General features: G+C 53.9%; 18 protein-coding genes, 5 tRNA genes and 2 other RNA genes. 10 read left to right on the top strand and 15 right to left on the bottom strand.

The genetic code is table 11. The features are described 5' to 3' along the window. Positions 1 to 30 precede the first annotated feature (30 nt). Positions 31 to 186, bottom strand: coding sequence for an AcrZ family multidrug efflux pump-associated protein (locus tag AAGQ96_RS06395; RefSeq protein WP_147196365.1), 156 nt, complete (start codon positions 184 to 186; stop codon positions 31 to 33). A 142-nt stretch (positions 187 to 328) separates the two neighbouring features. On the opposite strand from AAGQ96_RS06395, the gene modE reads away from it, so the two are divergent. From modE to gpmA, 6 genes are all read left to right on the top strand, one after another. Further along, positions 329 to 1,108 (top strand): molybdenum-dependent transcriptional regulator, encoded by a 780-nt coding sequence (modE, locus tag AAGQ96_RS06390; RefSeq protein WP_147196363.1) that lies wholly within the window; start codon positions 329 to 331, stop codon positions 1,106 to 1,108. Between the two features lie 75 nt (positions 1,109 to 1,183). Further along, entirely contained in the window at positions 1,184 to 2,641 is a 1,458-nt protein-coding gene (modF, locus tag AAGQ96_RS06385) for a molybdate ABC transporter ATP-binding protein ModF (RefSeq protein ID WP_342755090.1), read from the top strand. Positions 2,642 to 2,889: 248 nt separating this feature from the next. Then, on the top strand, positions 2,890 to 3,942 hold the full coding sequence (galT, locus tag AAGQ96_RS06380; RefSeq protein WP_147196359.1) for a galactose-1-phosphate uridylyltransferase: 1,053 nt from the start codon (positions 2,890 to 2,892) through the stop codon (positions 3,940 to 3,942). After that, entirely contained in the window at positions 3,939 to 5,087 is a 1,149-nt protein-coding gene (gene galK, locus AAGQ96_RS06375; RefSeq protein WP_342755089.1) for a galactokinase, read from the top strand. Before galT ends, galK begins: the two co-directional genes overlap by 4 nt. Next, positions 5,081 to 6,118, top strand: a complete 1,038-nt coding sequence (galM, locus tag AAGQ96_RS06370) for a galactose-1-epimerase (protein ID WP_342755088.1) — start codon at positions 5,081 to 5,083, stop codon at positions 6,116 to 6,118. The genes galK and galM overlap by 7 nt, the downstream gene beginning before the upstream one ends. Before the next feature lie 157 nt (positions 6,119 to 6,275). Further along, entirely contained in the window at positions 6,276 to 7,028 is a 753-nt protein-coding gene (gene gpmA / locus AAGQ96_RS06365) for a 2,3-diphosphoglycerate-dependent phosphoglycerate mutase (RefSeq protein ID WP_147196353.1), read from the top strand. 62 nt (positions 7,029 to 7,090) lie between these two features. On the opposite strand, the gene aroG is transcribed toward gpmA, so the two are convergent. Next, positions 7,091 to 8,143 carry a 3-deoxy-7-phosphoheptulonate synthase AroG gene (aroG, locus tag AAGQ96_RS06360; RefSeq protein WP_342755087.1) on the bottom strand — a complete coding sequence of 351 codons (1,053 nt, stop codon included), beginning with the start codon at positions 8,141 to 8,143 and terminating at the stop codon, positions 7,091 to 7,093. A 294-nt stretch (positions 8,144 to 8,437) separates the two neighbouring features. Here aroG and AAGQ96_RS06355 point away from each other — a divergent pair, with 294 nt between their 5' ends. Continuing rightward, complete coding sequence (locus AAGQ96_RS06355) at positions 8,438 to 8,794, top strand: protein YbgS (RefSeq protein WP_147196349.1); 357 nt, start codon at positions 8,438 to 8,440, stop codon at positions 8,792 to 8,794. A 225-nt stretch (positions 8,795 to 9,019) separates the two neighbouring features. Further along, positions 9,020 to 9,955, top strand: a complete 936-nt coding sequence (zitB, locus tag AAGQ96_RS06350) for a CDF family zinc transporter ZitB (RefSeq protein WP_147196347.1) — start codon at positions 9,020 to 9,022, stop codon at positions 9,953 to 9,955. Between the two features lie 3 nt (positions 9,956 to 9,958). On the opposite strand, the gene pnuC is transcribed toward zitB, so the two are convergent. The 3 genes from pnuC to AAGQ96_RS06335 form a co-directional block, all read right to left on the bottom strand. Then, positions 9,959 to 10,675 (bottom strand): nicotinamide riboside transporter PnuC, encoded by a 717-nt coding sequence (gene pnuC / locus AAGQ96_RS06345; protein WP_342755086.1) that lies wholly within the window; start codon positions 10,673 to 10,675, stop codon positions 9,959 to 9,961. 20 nt (positions 10,676 to 10,695) lie between these two features. Next, the gene (gene nadA, locus AAGQ96_RS06340) at positions 10,696 to 11,736 is read right to left on the bottom strand and encodes a quinolinate synthase NadA (RefSeq protein ID WP_147196343.1); all 1,041 of its coding nucleotides are present in this window, start codon (positions 11,734 to 11,736) and stop codon (positions 10,696 to 10,698) included. A 151-nt stretch (positions 11,737 to 11,887) separates the two neighbouring features. Further along, entirely contained in the window at positions 11,888 to 12,400 is a 513-nt protein-coding gene (locus AAGQ96_RS06335) for a methylated-DNA--[protein]-cysteine S-methyltransferase (RefSeq protein ID WP_342755085.1), read from the bottom strand. A gap of 175 nt (positions 12,401 to 12,575) precedes the next feature. Between AAGQ96_RS06335 and AAGQ96_RS06330 the strand changes: the two genes are divergently transcribed. After that, complete coding sequence (locus AAGQ96_RS06330) at positions 12,576 to 14,033, top strand: AlkA N-terminal domain-containing protein (RefSeq protein WP_342755084.1); 1,458 nt, start codon at positions 12,576 to 12,578, stop codon at positions 14,031 to 14,033. 6 nt (positions 14,034 to 14,039) lie between these two features. Continuing rightward, positions 14,040 to 14,324 (top strand): hypothetical protein, encoded by a 285-nt coding sequence (locus AAGQ96_RS06325; protein ID WP_342755083.1) that lies wholly within the window; start codon positions 14,040 to 14,042, stop codon positions 14,322 to 14,324. Positions 14,325 to 14,711: 387 nt separating this feature from the next. Here the strand turns inward: AAGQ96_RS06325 and AAGQ96_RS06320 are convergent. The 10 genes from AAGQ96_RS06320 to tolB form a co-directional block, all read right to left on the bottom strand. Beyond that, positions 14,712 to 14,835, bottom strand: a non-coding RNA gene (locus AAGQ96_RS06320) — RtT sRNA. A 31-nt stretch (positions 14,836 to 14,866) separates the two neighbouring features. Beyond that, positions 14,867 to 14,990, bottom strand: a non-coding RNA gene (locus tag AAGQ96_RS06315) — RtT sRNA. 31 nt (positions 14,991 to 15,021) lie between these two features. Beyond that, positions 15,022 to 15,097, bottom strand: a tRNA-Lys gene (locus AAGQ96_RS06310). Between the two features lie 4 nt (positions 15,098 to 15,101). Beyond that, positions 15,102 to 15,177: transfer RNA gene (locus AAGQ96_RS06305), tRNA-Val, on the bottom strand. A gap of 89 nt (positions 15,178 to 15,266) precedes the next feature. Continuing rightward, positions 15,267 to 15,342, bottom strand: a tRNA-Lys gene (locus tag AAGQ96_RS06300). Positions 15,343 to 15,400: 58 nt separating this feature from the next. Continuing rightward, positions 15,401 to 15,476 (bottom strand) — tRNA-Lys (locus tag AAGQ96_RS06295). 31 nt (positions 15,477 to 15,507) lie between these two features. Then, positions 15,508 to 15,583 (bottom strand) — tRNA-Lys (locus tag AAGQ96_RS06290). A gap of 164 nt (positions 15,584 to 15,747) precedes the next feature. Beyond that, complete coding sequence (cpoB, locus tag AAGQ96_RS06285) at positions 15,748 to 16,536, bottom strand: cell division protein CpoB (RefSeq protein ID WP_342755082.1); 789 nt, start codon at positions 16,534 to 16,536, stop codon at positions 15,748 to 15,750. A gap of 9 nt (positions 16,537 to 16,545) precedes the next feature. Next, positions 16,546 to 17,076 (bottom strand): peptidoglycan-associated lipoprotein Pal, encoded by a 531-nt coding sequence (pal, locus tag AAGQ96_RS06280; protein ID WP_147196333.1) that lies wholly within the window; start codon positions 17,074 to 17,076, stop codon positions 16,546 to 16,548. 39 nt (positions 17,077 to 17,115) lie between these two features. Next, positions 17,116 to 18,408 (bottom strand): Tol-Pal system beta propeller repeat protein TolB, encoded by a 1,293-nt coding sequence (gene tolB / locus AAGQ96_RS06275; RefSeq protein ID WP_147196331.1) that lies wholly within the window; start codon positions 18,406 to 18,408, stop codon positions 17,116 to 17,118. Positions 18,409 to 18,525 lie beyond the last annotated feature (117 nt).

Here is an 18,525-nt window from a genome sequence, read left to right as displayed (position 1 = left end):
CGGAAAATGCGGGCGCGGTATAAAGCTCTGTTACTGGCGGCTTTTCGCCGTCTGGTCCTTGCGGTGACCAAATTTGGAGATAACGTTAAACACTTCGCCCAGGCCGTAAATCAGCCCGAGGATAATCGCCATCACCACCGGCACCATGAGGATTGCTTCCCCAAGACCCATCAGTAATTCCAGCATGGTTGTCTCCCTTGCTGACCAAAAGAAGTCATTGTATCTGTGGGAAGAAAAAGTGCACTGACCTTTTGTGCGTTTTACCTGTTTTTACGTCTGGCGCGCGCAACGGTGTACAATTCTGAAAAACCTTTTACCAGGAGCCGCTATGCAGGCCGACCTTTCCCTGATTCTGAAGCTGCAACAACGACTGTTTGCCGATCCCCGCCGCATCGAACTGCTGAAGCAGATCCGCCACACCGGCTCAATCAGCCAGGGCGCGAAGCTGGCAGGCATCAGCTACAAAAGCGCCTGGGATGCGATTAATGAAATGAACACGCTGGCCGACCGCACGCTGGTTGAGCGTGCCACCGGCGGCAAAGGCGGCGGCGGTGCGCAGGTGACGCCCTGTGGCGAGAGGCTGATCCAGTTGTTTGCCCTGCTGGAGCAGATTCAGCAAAAAGCGTTCGACGTTTTACAGGATGATGTACCGCTTGGCAGCCTGCTCGGCGCTATCGCTCGCTTTTCGTTGCAGACCAGCGCCCGTAATCAGCTTTTTGGCACCGTTGTACAGCGCGATACCGAGGCCATTCAGCAGCATGTAGAAGTCCTGTTGGCCGATGGCGCAACGCTCATCAACGTGGCGCTGACCGAGCAAAGCGCGAATCGTCTTGCGCTCACCGCCGGAAAAGAAGTGCTGGTGTTAATCAAAGCGCCGTGGGTCGATGTTACCCAAGGCGCTTCCGGGGCGGATAATCAGCTCAGCGGCACGCTCGCCCAGCTTGAACGAGGCGCCACGCACAGCGAAGTTTTAATTACCCTGGCCAGCAATGAAACGCTGTGCGCCACGCTTGATAACGATCGCGTCGATCGGCAAAAACTGCAACCCGGTCAGACGGTAACAGCACATTTTAATGCTGACCAGGTCATTATCGCCACGCTACTCTGAAATTAACCGCCGCATTTGACAGCGCGGCCGCTGGCGTTTATTAGTTGGGGTACAATGCATAAAATGGAATAAACAATGTCTGGGTTGCATATTTCGCAAGGCACGTTTCATCTGAGCAGTACCCGTACCCTGACCTTAAACGATCTCTGCATCCAGGCGGGTGAAAGCTGGGCTTTTGTCGGCGCAAACGGCAGCGGTAAATCCTCGCTGGCTAAAGCCTTATCGGGCGAATTACCGGTGGCAAAAGGAAAGATGGCGACGCAGTTTTCCCGCCCTGCCCGTCTTTCTCTCGAACAGCTGCAAAAGCTGGTCTCCGAGGAGTGGCAGCGCAATAACACCGACATGCTCAGCGCCGATGAAGACGATACCGGCCGCACCACCGCGCAGATTATTCAGGCTGAAATCAATAACGCTGAGCGCTGTGAACAGCTGGCGGCGCTGTTTGGCATTACTTCCCTGCTCGACAGGCGATTTAAATACCTTTCAACCGGCGAGACGCGTAAGACGCTGTTATGCCAGGCGCTGATGGCTCAGCCTGATTTGCTGATCCTTGATGAGCCTTTTGATGGTCTGGATGTGGCCTCACGCGCTAATCTTGCGCAGGTGTTAGCCGGGCTGCATCAGCAGGATTACACCATTGTGCTGGTGCTGAATCGCTTTGATGATATTCCCGATTTTATCGATAAGGTTGGCGTGCTGGCTGAATGCACGCTGACTCACGTAGGTCCACGTGAGGAAATTTTGGCTGAAGCGCTGGTTGCACAACTGGCCCACAGCGAAAGCTTACAGGGAATGGCATTGCCCGAGCCTGATGAGGCGCAGTCTGAACCGGCGCTACCGCTGATTTTACTGCGCGATGGCGTGGTGTCGTATGACGATAAACCCATTCTTAATCACCTGAGCTGGGAAGTGCAGCCGGGGCAACACTGGCAAATTGTTGGCCCGAACGGCGCGGGAAAATCGACGCTGCTCAGCCTGGTGACCGGCGATCATCCTCAGGGCTACAGTAACGATTTAACGCTGTTCGGCCGCCGTCGCGGCAGCGGCGAAACCATTTGGGACATCAAGCAGCATATCGGTTATGTCAGCAGTAGCCTGCATCTTGACTACCGCGTCAGCAGCAGCGTGCGCAACGTCATTCTTTCCGGCTATTTCGACTCCATTGGAATCTACCAGGCCGTTTCGGACCGCCAGCAGCAGCTTGCAGCGCAGTGGCTACAGCGGCTTGGCATGAGCAAAGCCGCCGATGTGCCTTTCCACAGCCTCTCGTGGGGTCAACAGCGGCTGGTATTGATCGCGCGCGCGCTGGTTAAGCATCCCGCTCTGCTCATCCTTGATGAACCGCTTCAGGGACTGGACCCGATTAACCGTCAGCTGGTGCGCCGCTTTGTCGACGTGCTGATTGGTGAAGGAAAAACGCAGCTGCTGTTTGTTTCGCACCATGCTGAAGATGCGCCGCAATGCATTACACACCGTTTAACCTTTGTGCCTGATGGCAGCGGCTATCGCTATCAGCAGGAAGAGGTGGTTTAACCTCAGAACTGAGCTGGCGCTGCTGAGATAGTACAGGCGCGGGTTGCATTCTGAGTGTAACCGCTACCACTTTATGCTATTGCGCCATGCCTGTTTATCGATTATTTTCCCCTGAAGGCCGCTATTTCGGATTTTTCAGTTTGTGTAAACGATTCCATTTATCCACACTGGATCACGCTTTATTCTCTCGTATTGTGCTATTTTTCCTCCAGGGTTCGCTGGTATAAGTAAGGTTATCAGGACAAAACATGCAAAAATTTAATCCGGTCGATCATCCGCATCGCCGCTATAACCCGCTGTCAGATCAGTGGATTCTGGTCTCTCCCCATCGTGCTAAACGGCCATGGCAGGGCGCGCAGGAAACGCCTTCACAAGAAAAATTACCGGCTCATGATCCGGACTGTTTTCTCTGTCCTGGCAACACCCGCGTAACGGGCGATAAAAATCCCGATTACACCAGCACCTATGTGTTTACCAACGATTTTGCTGCGCTGATGACCGATACGCCGGATGCGCCAGAAAGCGAAGATATTCTGATGCGCTGCGAAAGCGCGCGCGGCACCAGCCGGGTTATCTGCTTTTCGCCGGATCACAGCAAAACGCTGCCAGAACTTTCCGTTTCCGCACTGGAAGAGGTGGTACGAACCTGGCAGGAACAGGTTGCCGATCTGGGTCAGCACTATCCGTGGGTGCAGGTGTTTGAAAATAAAGGCGCGGCGATGGGCTGTTCCAATCCCCATCCGCACGGCCAGGTCTGGGCAAACAGCTTCCTGCCCAATGAAGCGAAGCGCGAAGACGATCTTCAGCGCGATTACTTTGCCAAACATGGTTCGCCAATGCTGGTGGATTACGCCACGCGTGAACTGAAAGACGGCAGCAGAACCGTGGTTGAAACTGAACACTGGCTGGCCGTGGTGCCATGGTGGGCGGCGTGGCCATTTGAAACGCTGCTGCTGCCAAAAGCGCCTGTCAAACGGCTGGTCGATTTAACCGATGCGCAGCGCAAGGATTTAGCCCTGGCGTTGAAAAAACTGACCAGCCGTTACGACAACCTGTTCCAGTGCTCTTTCCCCTATTCCATGGGCTGGCACGGCGCGCCGTTTAACGGCGAAGAAAACCAACACTGGCAGCTTCATGCTCATTTCTATCCGCCGCTGCTGCGTTCTGCGACGGTACGCAAATTTATGGTCGGCTACGAGATGCTGGCAGAAACCCAGCGTGATTTAACGGCGGAACAGGCGGCTGAACGCCTGCGCTCCGTCAGCGACATCCATTTCCGCGAGACCGGAGCATCAGAATGACATTACAAACCGCTACCCAACAGCTTTTTGCCGACCAGTTTGGCTATGCTGCAACACAGACGTTCCAGGCGCCGGGCCGTGTGAATCTGATCGGCGAGCATACCGATTACAATGATGGCTTTGTGCTGCCTTGTGCGATTGATTATCAAACGGTCATCGCCTGTGCAAAACGCGACGACCGCGTGGTCCGCGTTATTGCAGCAGATTACGACAACGAGCAGGACAGTTTTTCACTGGACGACGCGATTACCCCACATGAAACGCAGATGTGGTCTAACTACGTGCGCGGCGTGGTGAAGCATCTGCAACTGCGCAACGGTGATTTTGCTGGCGTGGATATGGTTATCGCGGGCAACGTGCCTCAGGGCGCGGGGCTGAGTTCTTCCGCCTCGCTGGAAGTGGCGGTAGGCACGGTTTTCCAGCAGTTGTATCAGCTGCCGCTGGACGGTGCCGCCATCGCCGTAAACGGTCAGGAAGCGGAAAACCAGTTTGTCGGCTGTAACTGCGGCATTATGGACCAGCTGATTTCCGCGCTGGGCGAGAAAGATCACGCCATGCTGCTCGACTGCCGGACGCTGGGTACACAACCTGTGCCAATGCCGGAAGATATTGCCGTGGTCATTATCAACTCCAACTTCCGCCGCAGTCTGGTGGGCAGTGAGTACAATACCCGTCGTCAGCAGTGCGAAGCCGGTGCCCGCTTCTTTGATAAAACGTCACTGCGCGATGTGGATTTGCAGCAGTTTGCGGCAAGGGAACAGGAGCTGGATCCGCTGGTCGCTAAACGCGTTCGCCATGTGCTAACTGAAAACGCCCGCACGCTGGAAGCTGCTAGCGCGCTGGCAAAAGGCGATCTGGCGCGGATGGCCGTGCTGATGGCGGAATCGCACGCTTCCATGCGCGATGACTTCGAAATCACCGTGCCGCCAATCGATACGCTGGTGGAAATCATTAAGGCGACGCTCGGCGAGCGTGGCGGCGTGCGCATGACCGGCGGCGGCTTCGGCGGCTGTGTCGTGGCGCTGATGCCGCTGGATTTGGTCGATAGCGTGAAGTCCGCCGTGGCGGAGCAGTACGAAGCCCAATCCGGCATTAAAGAAACCTTCTACGTCTGTAAAGCATCGGCAGGAGCAGGTCAATGCTAAGAGAAATCAACTCCCATGCGCCCGACGGCCAGCCGTGGCGTATCACCACGCTGCGCAACGCTGGCGGCATGGTTGCGACGTTTATGGACTGGGGCGCGACCTGGCTGTCGGCGCGTATCCCGATGAAAGATGGCAGCGTACGTGAGGCTCTGCTGGGCTGCGCGACACCGTCCGATTATCTGAATCAGACGGCCTATCTGGGCGCGACCGTCGGCCGCTATGCTAACCGCATCGCTAACGCGACGTTGCAGAAAGACGACGTATCTATTCAACTGACGGCGAATCAGGGCGTGCATCAGCTGCACGGCGGCCCGGAAGGCTTCCATCATCGCCGCTGGCAGATCGTGCGTCAGGCAGAGCAGGAAGTGGAATACAAACTGGAATCTGTCGATGGCGATCAGGGTTATCCCGGCAACCTGTTGGTTTCGCTGCTCTACCGGCTGGAAGATGACAATACGCTGTCGATCCAGTATCAGGCAACGGTCGACCAGCCCTGCCCGGTCAATCTTACTAATCACGCCTATTTTAATCTGGATGCGCAGCACGATGATGCCCGTCATCATCGTTTACAGCTCAACGCCGATTACTATCTGCCGGTGAACCGCGACGGGATACCGAATGCCGATCTGACCGCGGTGACCGATAGCGGTTTTGATTTCCGTCAGCTGAAAAGCGTTGCGCAGGATTTCCTGCTGGATGCGGATCAGCGCGCGGTGAAAGGCTACGATCATGCTTTCCTGCTGAACGAAGTGGCGGATAACCAGCCCAACGCCGAACTGTGGTCTGCGGATGGCCGGCTAAAGCTTAGCGTCTTTACGACCGCGCCTGCGCTGCAGTTTTACTCCGGCAATTATCTGGAAGGCACACCGGCGCGCGAACAGGGCGTCTATACTGCCTTTCAGGGCATCGCGCTGGAAAGCGAGTTTCTGCCCGACTCGCCGAATCACCCTGAATGGCCACAGCCCGACTGCTGGCTACAACCCGGTGAATCGTATCAGTCGGTAACGCGCTATCGTCTGACGGCGGTTTGATTAAGCGCATGAAAAACGTGCATCGCGATGGCTACAGGCTTACGCGCTGCACAGATTTCCGTTATGGTAATGGCCTGTAGAAATTGCGACGGAATGCGTCGGGCAATTTTCGGTTTACCATTATCTCAGAAACGTCTGAAATTTAAGGAGTTAAGCTATGGCTGTAACTAAGCTGGTTCTGGTACGTCACGGCGAAAGCCAGTGGAACAATGAAAACCGCTTTACCGGATGGTACGATGTTGATCTTTCCGATAAAGGGCGTACCGAAGCGAAAGCGGCGGGTCAGCTGCTGAAAAAAGAAGGTTTTACCTTCGACTTCGCTTATACCTCCGTGCTGAAACGTGCCATCCACACGCTGTGGAACATTCTGGACGAAGTGGATCAGGTTTGGCTGCCGGTTGAAAAATCCTGGCGTCTGAACGAGCGTCACTACGGTGCGCTACAGGGCCTGGATAAAGCGGAAACCGCACAGAAATACGGTGACGAGCAGGTTAAACAGTGGCGTCGCGGCTTTGCAGTGACTCCGCCAGAGCTGGATCGTGCCGATGAACGTTTCCCTGGCCACGACCCACGTTACGCTTCGCTGACCGCTGAACAGCTGCCAACCACCGAAAGCCTGGCGCTGACCATCGATCGCGTGCTGCCTTACTGGAACGAGTCCATTCTGCCGCGCATGAAAAGCGGTGAGAAAGTGATCATCGCTGCACACGGTAACTCCCTGCGTGCGCTGGTGAAATACCTGGACAACATGAGCGAAGAAGAGATCCTCGAACTGAACATCCCAACTGGCGTACCACTGGTGTATGAGTTCGACGAAAACTTTAAGCCGATCAAACACTACTACCTGGGCGATGCCGACGAGATCGCTGCGAAAGCGGCTGCCGTGGCTAACCAGGGTAAAGCAAAGTAATTTGCTGATGTTCAGACAATAAAAAAATCCGCCCTCGGGCGGATTTTTTTATGGCGCTTTACTTAGCCGCGACGGGCTTTTACCGCGTCTGCCAGCTGGCGCAGCACAGTTTCAGTATCTTCCCAGCCGATGCAGCCGTCGGTAACGCTTTTGCCGTAAACCAGCGGCTCGCCGCTTTCCAGACTCTGATTGCCTTCGACTAAATGGCTCTCAATCATTACGCCGATAATCGCTTTGTCACCGCCCGCAATCTGCTGCGCGACATCGTCCGCCACCGTCAGCTGCTTTTTAAACTGCTTGCTGCTGTTAGCGTGGCTGAAGTCGATCATCACCTGCGGGTCCAGACCCGCTTTTTCCAGGCCGGCTTTTACGGCATTCACATGGTGCGCACTGTAGTTTGGCTCTTTGCCGCCGCGCAGGATGATATGGCAGTCGCCGTTGCCGGTGGTTTCGACAATGGCGGAATGGCCATATTTGGTGACTGACAGGAAACAGTGTGGTGCGCTGGCCGCGTTGATTGCGTCGATAGCGACCTTAATCGTGCCGTCGGTACCATTTTTAAAACCTACCGGACAGGAAAGGCCGGAGGAAAGTTCGCGGTGCACCTGGGACTCGGTGGTGCGCGCGCCAATTGCCCCCCAGCTCATCAGATCGGCCACGTACTGCGGAGTAATCATGTCCAGAAACTCACCGGCAGCCGGTAAGCCAGTATCGTTAATGTCCAGCAGCAGCTTACGGGCAATACGCAGGCCATCGTTAATCTGATAGCTGTTATCCATGTGCGGATCGTTAATCAGTCCTTTCCAACCCACCGTGGTACGCGGTTTTTCAAAATAGACCCGCATCACCACTTCCAGGGAATCACTCAGCGCTTCGCGCAGCTTCAGCAGGCGCTGAGCGTATTCTTTCGCGGCGGTAACATCATGGATGGAACAAGGACCAATGACGACTAATAAGCGGTCGTCGGTTTTTTGCAGAATATTGTGAATTGCCTGACGGGCCTTAGCGACTGTTTTCGCCGCCGTGTCCGTGGCCGGGAATTTTTCCAGTAAGGCAACAGGAGGAAGCAATTCTTTTATTTCTTTGATTCTCAGGTCATCATTCTGATAATTCATAATATTTCCAGATATTTTCATGGCAATACTGCACACCAGGCGCATCTCAGCCAATTTATCGCGTGCGCACGGGGCTGTAAATCAACTTTCCCTGAATAATCATCGGGCGAATTTGCTGTTCTGCTAATCCTTACTATACTTTTATCGGTCAACACTAAAAAAAAACGCATAGAGATCACAAGCTTCACGAATGTGAGCATTATGCGGGAGACGCTTGCGCCTCCTCCATTTCTTTATTCAAACCGCGTTTTCAGCAAGGTTTGGATCGTCAACACAAAACATTAACGGAGCATAATGATGAACAAGTTTGCGATCGTATTTCTGACAGCAGCGATGACTCTGGGCAGTGGCGCAGCAATGGCCGCTGGCGGCAACAACGGTACCGCTAACCAGGCGGCAGATGCGGGCGCAGCCGCGGGTGGAGCAAAAGAGAATTTGGCACCGAACAAAGTTGATAACAGCAAAATCAACAACACCGGTGATGCAACGGCCACGCACAACGGCACTAAGCATAAAACCACCAAACATCATTCAAAGATGACCGCCGACCAGATTGATAAAAATACCCAGTGTAAAGACGGTAAATGCCCGGATATCAATAAGAAAGTCGGACCCGGTGCAGATACCAAAACGGATGGCACCACGCAGTAATCCAAACGGGTATCTTACTGAAAGGGGAGCTTTGGCTCTCCTTTTTCATTTAGAGAATCTCCTCTCTGACGCTCATTTTACACGTTCTGGTTTATTTCTCAAAAACTGACGCTTTAATAAGGCATCGCACTGCGGCAGAGAGCGTTATTAACGTTAAGTCTTTGTGTTTTGTCAGGTAAAATTATTGATATGATTAAGCATGCTTGATTTTAAAACTGGATAATTATGGCGCACTCGCATTCTCATACCGGTGGAAACCGCAATCGTTTACTGGCCGCATTTCTGGTCACTGCTATTTTTATGGTCGCTGAGATTGTCGGCGGACTGCTGTCGGGTTCACTGGCGCTGCTGGCCGATGCCGGACACATGCTGACGGATACCGCCGCACTGCTGATGGCGCTGTTGGCCGTACAATTTGCCCATCGCAAGCCCAACAGCCGCCATACCTTTGGTCTGCTGCGCTTAACCACGCTGGCTGCCTTTGTTAATGCCCTGGCGCTGATGGTCATCACTGCACTGATCGTCTGGGAAGCTCTACAGCGCTTTATGCACCCAGAGCCGGTTGCCGGTGGATTTATGCTGGTAATTGCAGTCGGTGGTCTGTTAGCGAACCTGCTGTCGTTCTGGCTGCTGCATCAGGGTAGCGAAGAAAAAAACCTTAACGTCCGTGCCGCCGCGTTACATGTGCTGGGGGACTTGCTGGGATCGGTGGGTGCCATCATTGCCGCGCTGATTATCATGTATACCGGCTGGACGCCTGTCGATCCGATTCTGTCAGTGGTGGTGGCGCTGCTGGTATTAAGAAGCGCATGGGCGCTGATGAAAGAAAGTTTTCATGAGCTGCTGGAAGGGACCCCGCCTTCGGTAGACGTGGATAAATTAAAACGGGCGCTGACGCGTGGCATTCCTGAAGTGCGAAACGTTCATCATCTTCATTTATGGCAGGTGGGCGAAAAGCCGGTGATGACGCTGCATGTTCAGGTCATTCCTCCCTACGATCACGATGCCCTGCTGCACCGCATCCATGACTATCTGCATGAGCATTATCAGATAGAGCACGCCACGGTGCAGATGGAGTATCAGAGCTGCGATGACGGCGACTGCGAACTCTCCTGGGGGAAAAGCGGGCACGATCATGCTCATGCCCATCATCATCACTAAAGGTTAAGAAAGCGCCCGGGAACCCTGTTCACGGGCGCTTTTGATCCACAGCCAGGAACCATTCAGTGCAATCAACGTCAGGATCGCATACTCCAACGCCATCGCATAAACTCCCTGCCGCGCAAAAATCATCACGCTTATCACATTGATCACTACCCACAGCAGCCAGTTTTCAACGTATTTGCGCGTCATCAGAATCATTGCCACAATCGACAGCACCATCAGGCAGGAATCCCAGAACGGGAAAGCATCCGGCTGAAGCTGCGGCATGGTTACCGCCAGTCCTGACGACTGCATGACGGTAACGGCAACCTGGGTCAGCCAGGCAAAGACCGGATTGATCCAGATCGTCATCAGGCCAATCGCGACCACGCAAACGCCCGCCCATCCCAGCGCCTTTTTCATGCTCAGCCAGCGGATCTGTAATACGTGCTGATTATTCGCATTCTGTCTGCTCCAGGCGTACCACCCGTAGATGTTTGCCACAAAGAAAAACAGTTGAAGCAGCAGACTGGCGTAGAGTTGGATTTGGAAAAATATCACCGCAAACAGCGTGACGTTAATCAGGCCAAAGGCGTAGTTAACCAGTTTTTCCAGGCTGGCAAGCCAGATGCAGAGCAGACCGGCGAGCGTGCCGATGGCTTCAATCCACGACAGGTCGTAACCCCCCGTGCCAAGAGGGATGTGTACCAAAATATTGTGCGTGCTGAAAAAGTCCATATAAGCGTCGTTATCCTGATTTATTTTAACGTTGCCGCAAAGGTTAGCATACGGTTTAAGGGTAGCAATGCGCCTTCACGGAGTTTGGCATCTACCTGTATTTCATGAGCACTTCCGCCCTGCTCCAGTCCTTCTGCTATTGCTTTCAGGCCGTTCATCGCCATCCACGGACAGTGCGCGCAGGTGCGGCAGGTTGCGCCCTCACCCGCTGTGGGTGCCTCCAACAGCTCCTTATCCGGACAGGCCTGCTGCATTTTATAAAAGATACCGCGATCGGTTGCCACAATCATTTGCCGCTGCGGCAACTGTTTTGCCGCAGCGATTAACTGGCTGGTTGAACCGACGGCATCGGCCAGTTCTACAATCGCCTGCGGGGATTCCGGGTGCACCAGCACTGCCGCATCAGGATAGAGCGCTTTCATCCGCGCCAGCGCCTGAGTTTTAAACTCATCGTGCACGATACAGGCACCCTGCCAGCAAAGAATATCTGCGCCCGTCTGACGGGTGACGTACTGCCCAAGATGGCGGTCGGGTGCCCAGATAATTTTTTCGCCCAGCGAGTCCAGATGTTCAATCAGCTCAACCGCTATACTGGAGGTCACTACCCAATCAGCGCGTGCTTTAACCGCCGCCGACGTATTGGCATAGACCACCACGGTACGATCGGGATGCGCATCGCAGAAGCGGCTGAATTCGTCAATCGGACAGCCTAAATCCAGCGAACATTCAGCCTGCAACGTCGGCATCAGAATGGTTTTTTCCGGGCTGAGTATTTTGGCGGTTTCACCCATAAATCGCACGCCAGCGACCAGCAGCGTGCTGGCGGCATGCTGGCTGCCAAAGCGAGCCATCTCCAGCGAGTCGGCCACGCAGCCACCGGTCTCTTCCGCCAGCGCCTGAATTTCCGGATCGGTGTAATAATGCGCCACCATCACCGCATTTCGTTCTTTCAGCAGCGTTTTGATCCTGGTACGGTAAAACTGTTTTTCGTCCGCCGACAGACGGGCAGGTTTAGGCGGGAAAGGATAAACGGCGGTTTCGGGATCGAACATCAGGCTCATGGCACCACTCTCGTTTGTTTAACTTAACCAAACCAGCTTCAGTCAGGTTACAAAAGCCATTACTGGCTTAATTTGTTTTATATGCTAAACACGATAGCTGAATTTTATGCCTCTGTCGCTGAAATTTTTACCACCTTCTTCAGCAGCATTTTCATTCACTGAGGGTGAATTCTTCAGCACTGTTTGCGGTGGCTTCGATTTTTAGCAGCAGGGCTTTAGCGGTCAGGCCACCGGCAAAACCGGTGAGTTTGCCATTGGATCCAATGACACGATGACAGGGCGCGATAATAGAGATCGGGTTTTTACCGTTTGCAGCACCGACCGCCCGAACAGCGGCGGGATGCCCAATCTGACGAGCAATTTCAGCGTAGCTGCGTGTCTCGCCAAACGGGATAGCTACCAGCGCGGCCCAGACTTTTTTCTGAAACTCGGTGCCGACAAAATCGAGCTTGACGGTAAAACAGCGGCGTTGACCGGCAAAATATTCCGTCAGCTGGCGCTCCGTCTCCAGCAAAATGGGATGAGAAGGATTTTCCTGAGGCATCATTGCTCTGACGCGCTTCGGGTTTTCATTTTCCCACAGAATAGCGGCCAGTCCGTTGTCGCTGGCGATAAGCGTCAGTTCGCCAACTGGCGATGGCAACAATTTAAAAAAATAGTCCATTGTCCTGCTCCCGGGATTGTGGTCAGTTATCTGACAGAACTTATTATCCGCGTTGGTTGGCGATATACCCGCCGTTTTCGGTCATGCAAATAAATAAAGTTAGCTGACCGAAAACAGCGAGTTTCGTCGCATAAAACCGACCAGGCTGTGAACGTCAGCCTTACAGGATTATGCCATGATTGATGAAAAAATAGCTTATCAGGCGCTTACTTCCCGCGACAGTCGCTTCGACGGCGTCTTTTTCGTTGGCGTGACCTCAACCGGTATTTATTGCCGCCCTATTTGTCCGGTAAAAGCGCCGCTGGCTAAAAATTGTCTGTTTTTTGCCAGCGCCGAAGCGGCAGAGAAAGCCGCTTTCCGTCCCTGTTTACGCTGCCGTCCCGAGCTGGCGCCAGGCAATGCGCCGGTGGATAGCAGCCATCGTATCGCCACGTTGCTTGTTCAGCGAATTGAAGAAGGCGTATTGGAAAATACCAGCAGTCTCGAAAAAATCGCCTCGCAGTTTTCGCTCAGCCTGCGCCAGCTCCGACGCATCGTACACAAGGAGCTGGGCGTTTCACCGGTGGAGTTGAAGCAAACGCGTCGATTGCTGCTGGCTAAACAATTGCTTACCGAAACCACACTGCCGATTACCGATATTGCTTTTGCCAGCGGTTTCGCCAGCTTAAGGCGCTTTAACGACGTTTTTAACACGCGTTATCGCATGCCGCCCAGCCGCCTGCGTAACTCTCTCACAGCAGATACGGTTGCGGTTGCCGGTGATACCTCTTCGCTGCTGCTAACCTACCGGCCTCCTTTTGACTGGGCAAGCCTGTTAAGCTTTTTAAGCAAGCGAGCGATTAAAGGCGTAGAGAGTGTCGATAACATCAGTTACGCCCGTACGGTGCGTCTGGGAGAGCATACGGGATGGATTCGTGTGGTACAGGTAACGAATGCGCTGAAAGTTGAGTTTACCCATTCACTGACGCCGGTTTTACCTGTGCTGCTCGGCCGCTTAAGAAATTTATTTGATTTGGATGCGCATCCGGCGTTGATCGTTGCTCATTTGCAGCAAGATCCGCGGTTAGGTGAAAGCCTGTCAAAAGATCCAGGCCTCAGGGTGCCTGGCGCGTTCGATAATTTTGAAATGGCGGTTCGGGCGATCCTCGGGCAACAGATTACTGTTCAAGCGGCCACCACGCTGGGCGGGCGGTTTGCGGATGCTTTTGGCACGCCAATCGAAACGCCTTTTCCAGAACTCACTCATCTTTCGCCCATACCTGAACGTTTGATCACCGTTTCGGCGGATGAAATCGCCAGCCTGGGCATCGTTGGCGCACGTGCCCGGGCCCTGTTGGCGCTCGCCGAAGCCTGCGTGAGTAAAGCGCTGCTGTCCGATGTTGTGATGCAGCCCGATCGGGCGATTATGTTGCTGACGTCGCTGCCGGGCATTGGCGACTGGACTGCGCAGTATATTGCTATGCGTGCTCTGCGCTGGCCTGATGCCTTTCCTGCAAGCGATGTCGTTGTGAGGAAAAATCTTGGCGGCGTGACGGCGAAGGAAGCGGAACAGCTGTCGCAGGCCTGGCGTCCATGGCGGAGCTATGCGGTGATGCATATCTGGAAAAATTTGACGCCGGGAAAAGTTGGATAGCGGGTTGTGGTTGGTGATTGCTGTGGATTAGGTGAGCGCTGTGGGCTGGGTGAGTGCTGTGGGCTGGGTGAGTGCTGTGGGCTGGGTGAACGCTGTGGGCTGGGTGAGCGCTGTGGGCTGGGTGAGTGCTGTGGGCTGGGTGAACGCTGTGGGCTGGGTGAGCGCTGTGGGCTGGGTGAACGCTGTGGGCTGGGTGAGCGCTGTGGGCTGGGTGAACGCTGTGGGCTGGGTAAGTCGCTTTGGCTCAGGCGTCTGCGAGGAAGGGCGGGCCGGAACTCGGACTCGCCGTAAATACCTCCCTGTAGGCTCGAGACGCGCGTCCCTGCGCGTCACGGTCCGCTTATCCGGCCCGCCCTTCCTGCTTTAAACAGCGGTGCTGCTGTCAAAATCGCTGTTGGACTGGTGCAGGGCTCTGCTTTTAAATAGCGGCTAACGGATAAGTTATAATGGGAATTGATTTGCGTACAGACGACACAATTGTTTGCGGGCGGCAGTAGGGGGCAGATAAGCCGGGTATCTGGCGCAGGGACGCGCCAGTTAAGCCTCCCGGGAGGGATTCACGGCGAGCCGGTATTCTGCCCCTTACTGGCGCCAGACTCGTAATTTGGTTTTTGGTTTTTTAGACGATGCTACAAACGCAGAAAAGCAAAAAGGCGCCTTTAGGGCGCCTTTCTACATTGGTGGGTCGTGCAGGATGACTCGGCTAAAGCCTCGCCCTTCGGGCCATTGCCTGCGGCAATGTTGTCTCCCTCTGGTCGACCCGACCTGCTGCAGGTTCGAACCCTGACGAATGACGCATAGCAAAAAGGCGCCTTTAGGGCGCCTTTCTACATTGGTGGGTCGTGCAGGATGACTCGGCTAAAGCCTCGCCCTTCGGGCCATTGCCTGCGGCAATGTTGTCTCCCTCTGGTCGACCCGACCTGCTGCAGGTTCGAACCCTGACGAATGACGCATAGCAAAAAGGCGCCTTTAGGGCGCCTTTCTACATTGGTGGGTCGTGCAGGATTCGAACCTGCGACCAATTGATTAAAAGTCAACTGCTCTACCAACTGAGCTAACGACCCGAAGTGGTGGGTGATGACGGGCTCGAACCGCCGACCCCCTCCGTGTAAAGGAGATGCTCTACCAACTGAGCTAATCACCCACTTCGGTACTTCTGATACTGCCGTGTTGAACAGAAACCTGAGAGAGGTTCAAATCCTTCACGCCTGACTACTGCTTTCACTTTTAAAGTGGTGGGTCGTGCAGGATTCGAACCTGCGACCAATTGATTAAAAGTCAACTGCTCTACCAACTGAGCTAACGACCCGCTGTGCGGTGCTCGCCGTTTTGATGCTATCGTTCAGCGCCTGAAACTTGCTGAATAATGGTGGGTCGTGCAGGATTCGAACCTGCGACCAATTGATTAAAAGTCAACTGCTCTACCAACTGAGCTAACGACCCGCATCGAGCGGTACTGCCTGAAACTTTAAAGTGGTGGGTCGTGCAGGATTCGAACCTGCGACCAATTGATTAAAAGTCAACTGCTCTACCAACTGAGCTAACGACCCACTTTTGCGCTGTCAAAACGTTTTAACATATGTCCCGGCAACGGCGGCATATATTACTGATTTACCGATTCAGCGCAACCACTATTTTCAGATAACCCGTTCAACTGTCTGACTTTCACCCGACTGGACCACAATTCATGCGATATCAGGCTAAAGTTCGACATTTAAAGCGCAGCAGCGCGTTTTTGCGCTTGTTTGGCTGTATCCGTGTTTGGATACTGTTTGACCACCTGCTGGAAAACCGCTTTCGCTTTCGCGTTGTCGCCTTTCTCCTGCATGATCACCCCAACCTTATACAGCGCATCGGCACTTTTCGGTGATTTAGGGTATTTTTTGACCACGGTGGCAAAATAGTAAGCCGCATCATCTTTTTTGCCTTTGTTGTAATTCAGCTGTCCCAGCCAGTAATTCGCGTTTGGCTGATACGTTGAATCCGGGTACTTCTTCACAAAAGCCTGAAAGGCAGCGATTGCCTGGTCAAACTGCTTTTTTTCCAATACTAATGCAACGGCGGCATTGTAATCGGTATTCGCATCCCCGCTTTGCGTTGGCGCCGCCGCGGCGTTATCAGCAGGTGCTGAAGATCCGCCTGCCGCAGGTGCACTGGCATCGCCAGAAGCGGCCTGGGACGCGCTGGCACCGCTGCTGCTTAGCGTGTCTAGCTGCTGGTAGATATTTTTTTGCCGCTCGGTGACCTGGTTCAGCTGATATTGATTTTCCTGGATCTGACCACGGAGTGAGTCGATATCGCGCTGGGTGTCGGAGAGCTGTTGCTGAAGCTGTTGAAGAAGCTGTCCCTGAGCATTGGAGATACGCTCAAGCGTGGTGACGCGGTCATCGACCGAGCCTGAACCTACGTTACTGATTGACGCCTCGGCATTAGCGGCCCAGGGGGCCGCTACGCCAACCAGTAACGACAGACTCAGCAAGTGAAGTCTGAAGTTACTAATCATGTGATTCTCTTAGTATACCAGTACGGCACGACGGTTTTTGGCATAAGCCGCTTCGTCGTGGCCCAGTACAGCTGGCTTCTCTTTACCGTAAGAAACGATAGAGATCTGGTCAGCAGAAACGCCTTTACCCTGCAGGTACATTTTAACGGCAGTTGCACGACGTTCGCCCAGGGCGATGTTGTACTCTGGCGTACCGCGCTCATCCGCGTGACCTTCTACGGTCACTTTGTATGACGGGTTGTTACGCAGGAAAGTCGCGTGAGAATCCAGCATCTGTGCGAATTCAGACTGGATATCAAATTTGTCCAGGCCAAAGTAAACGATGTTGTTTCTCTGCAGTTCCTGCATCTGCAGGCGCGCCTGCTCGTCAGACGACATGTTGCCGCCGTTGCCGTTCATGCCGCTGTTCATGCTACCGTTTGCATCATCGCCCATACCGTTGGTCTGGTCGTTGTTGTTGTTTTTGTGTGAGCTACATGCAGCCACTGCGATAACTGGCAGTGCCAGCATTAAGCCTTTCAGCACTTTATTCAGTTGCATTTCTACAATCCTATTATTGTTTGCACATTTTTAAATGCATCACAGATACGGCGACCAGGCAGGAAATTTGACCTGTCCATCAGTTGCCGGAAGACGCGCTTTGAAACGCCCGTCAGTTGAAACCAACTGCAGTACGGAACCCATGCCCTGCGTAGAGCTGTAGATTACCATGGTGCCGTTTGGTGCCATGCTTGGCGTTTCATCCAGGAACGTGTCCGTTAATTGTTGAACGGCTCCCGTTTCCAGATCTTGTCTGGCGACGTGTTGCGCACCGCCGTTGGTGCTAATCATCACCAGTGATTTCCCATCAGAGCTGACATCGGCATCCTGATTCTGTCCACCTTCCCAGGTCAGACGTTGTGCCGCGCCGCCATTAGCGCTGATTTTATAAATTTGCGGACGTCCTGCCTGGTCGGAAGTGTAGGCCAGACTCTGGCTATCCGGGAACCAGGTCGGTTCAGTACTGTTGTAGCGACCGTCAGTGATCTGGTTGATCTGACCAGAAGCCAGGTCCATCACGTACAGGTTCAGGCTGCCGCTTTTCGACAATGCAAATGCCAGTTTACTGCCATCTGGAGAGAACGAAGGCGCACCGTTATGGCGTGGGAAGGAAGCGACCTGCTTAATGGCTCCATTCGCCAGCGTCTGCACGACCAGCGCAGATTTACCGCTCTCAAAGGTAACGTAAGCGAGTTTGCTACCGTCTTTGGACCAGGCCGGAGACATCAGCGGCTGAGGCGAGCGATGGACGACAAACTGGTTATAACCGTCGTAGTCAGACACGCGCAGCTCGTATGGGAACTGGCCACCGTTAGTCTGCACCACATAGGCGATACGCGTACGGAATGCGCCTTTGATACCGGTCAGCTTTTCAAAAGATTCATCACTGGCGGTGTGCGCGGCAAAGCGCAACCACTGCTTAGTCACTTTGAACTGATTCTGAGCCAGCACAGCACCCGGATTGCCGGAGGTATCTACCAGCTGGTAAGAGACGGTGTAGCTGCCGTCTGCGCCAGGCTGAACCTGACCAACAACAACCGCATCAATACCCAGCGCAGTCCATGCAGCTGGCTGAACTTCTGCCGCTGTGGTGGGCTGCTGAGGTAAACGCGCACGATCCAGAGGATTGAATTTACCGCTGTTGCGCAAATCTGCCGCAACGATACCGCCAATGTCTTCCGGCGCTGCACCCGGGCCTGCCCATTTAAAAGGCACGACGCCGATAGGACGCGCGGTGTTAACACCCTGAGTAATTTCAATGCGAACTTCTGCATGCGCCACGGCGACAAACAGCATCATGAAACTTAGTGCAAAACGTAATGCCTGCTTCATCTTTTCTCCCTTATCTGAACGCAACGTCCACGATAACTAGCAGTGTTTCAACGAACCAATAGTGCATCTATAGAGTACGGCATGTTGACCTTAGTTCAACATGCCGCAAGTTACCGA

Origin of the sequence: Pantoea sp. MBD-2R (assembly GCF_039134845.1) — a bacterium.
In the GTDB taxonomy this organism is placed as follows: Bacteria; Pseudomonadota; Gammaproteobacteria; order Enterobacterales; family Enterobacteriaceae; genus Erwinia.
Note: the sequence above shows the minus strand (reverse complement) of the source record. Positions and strands in the feature narration are given on the sequence as shown.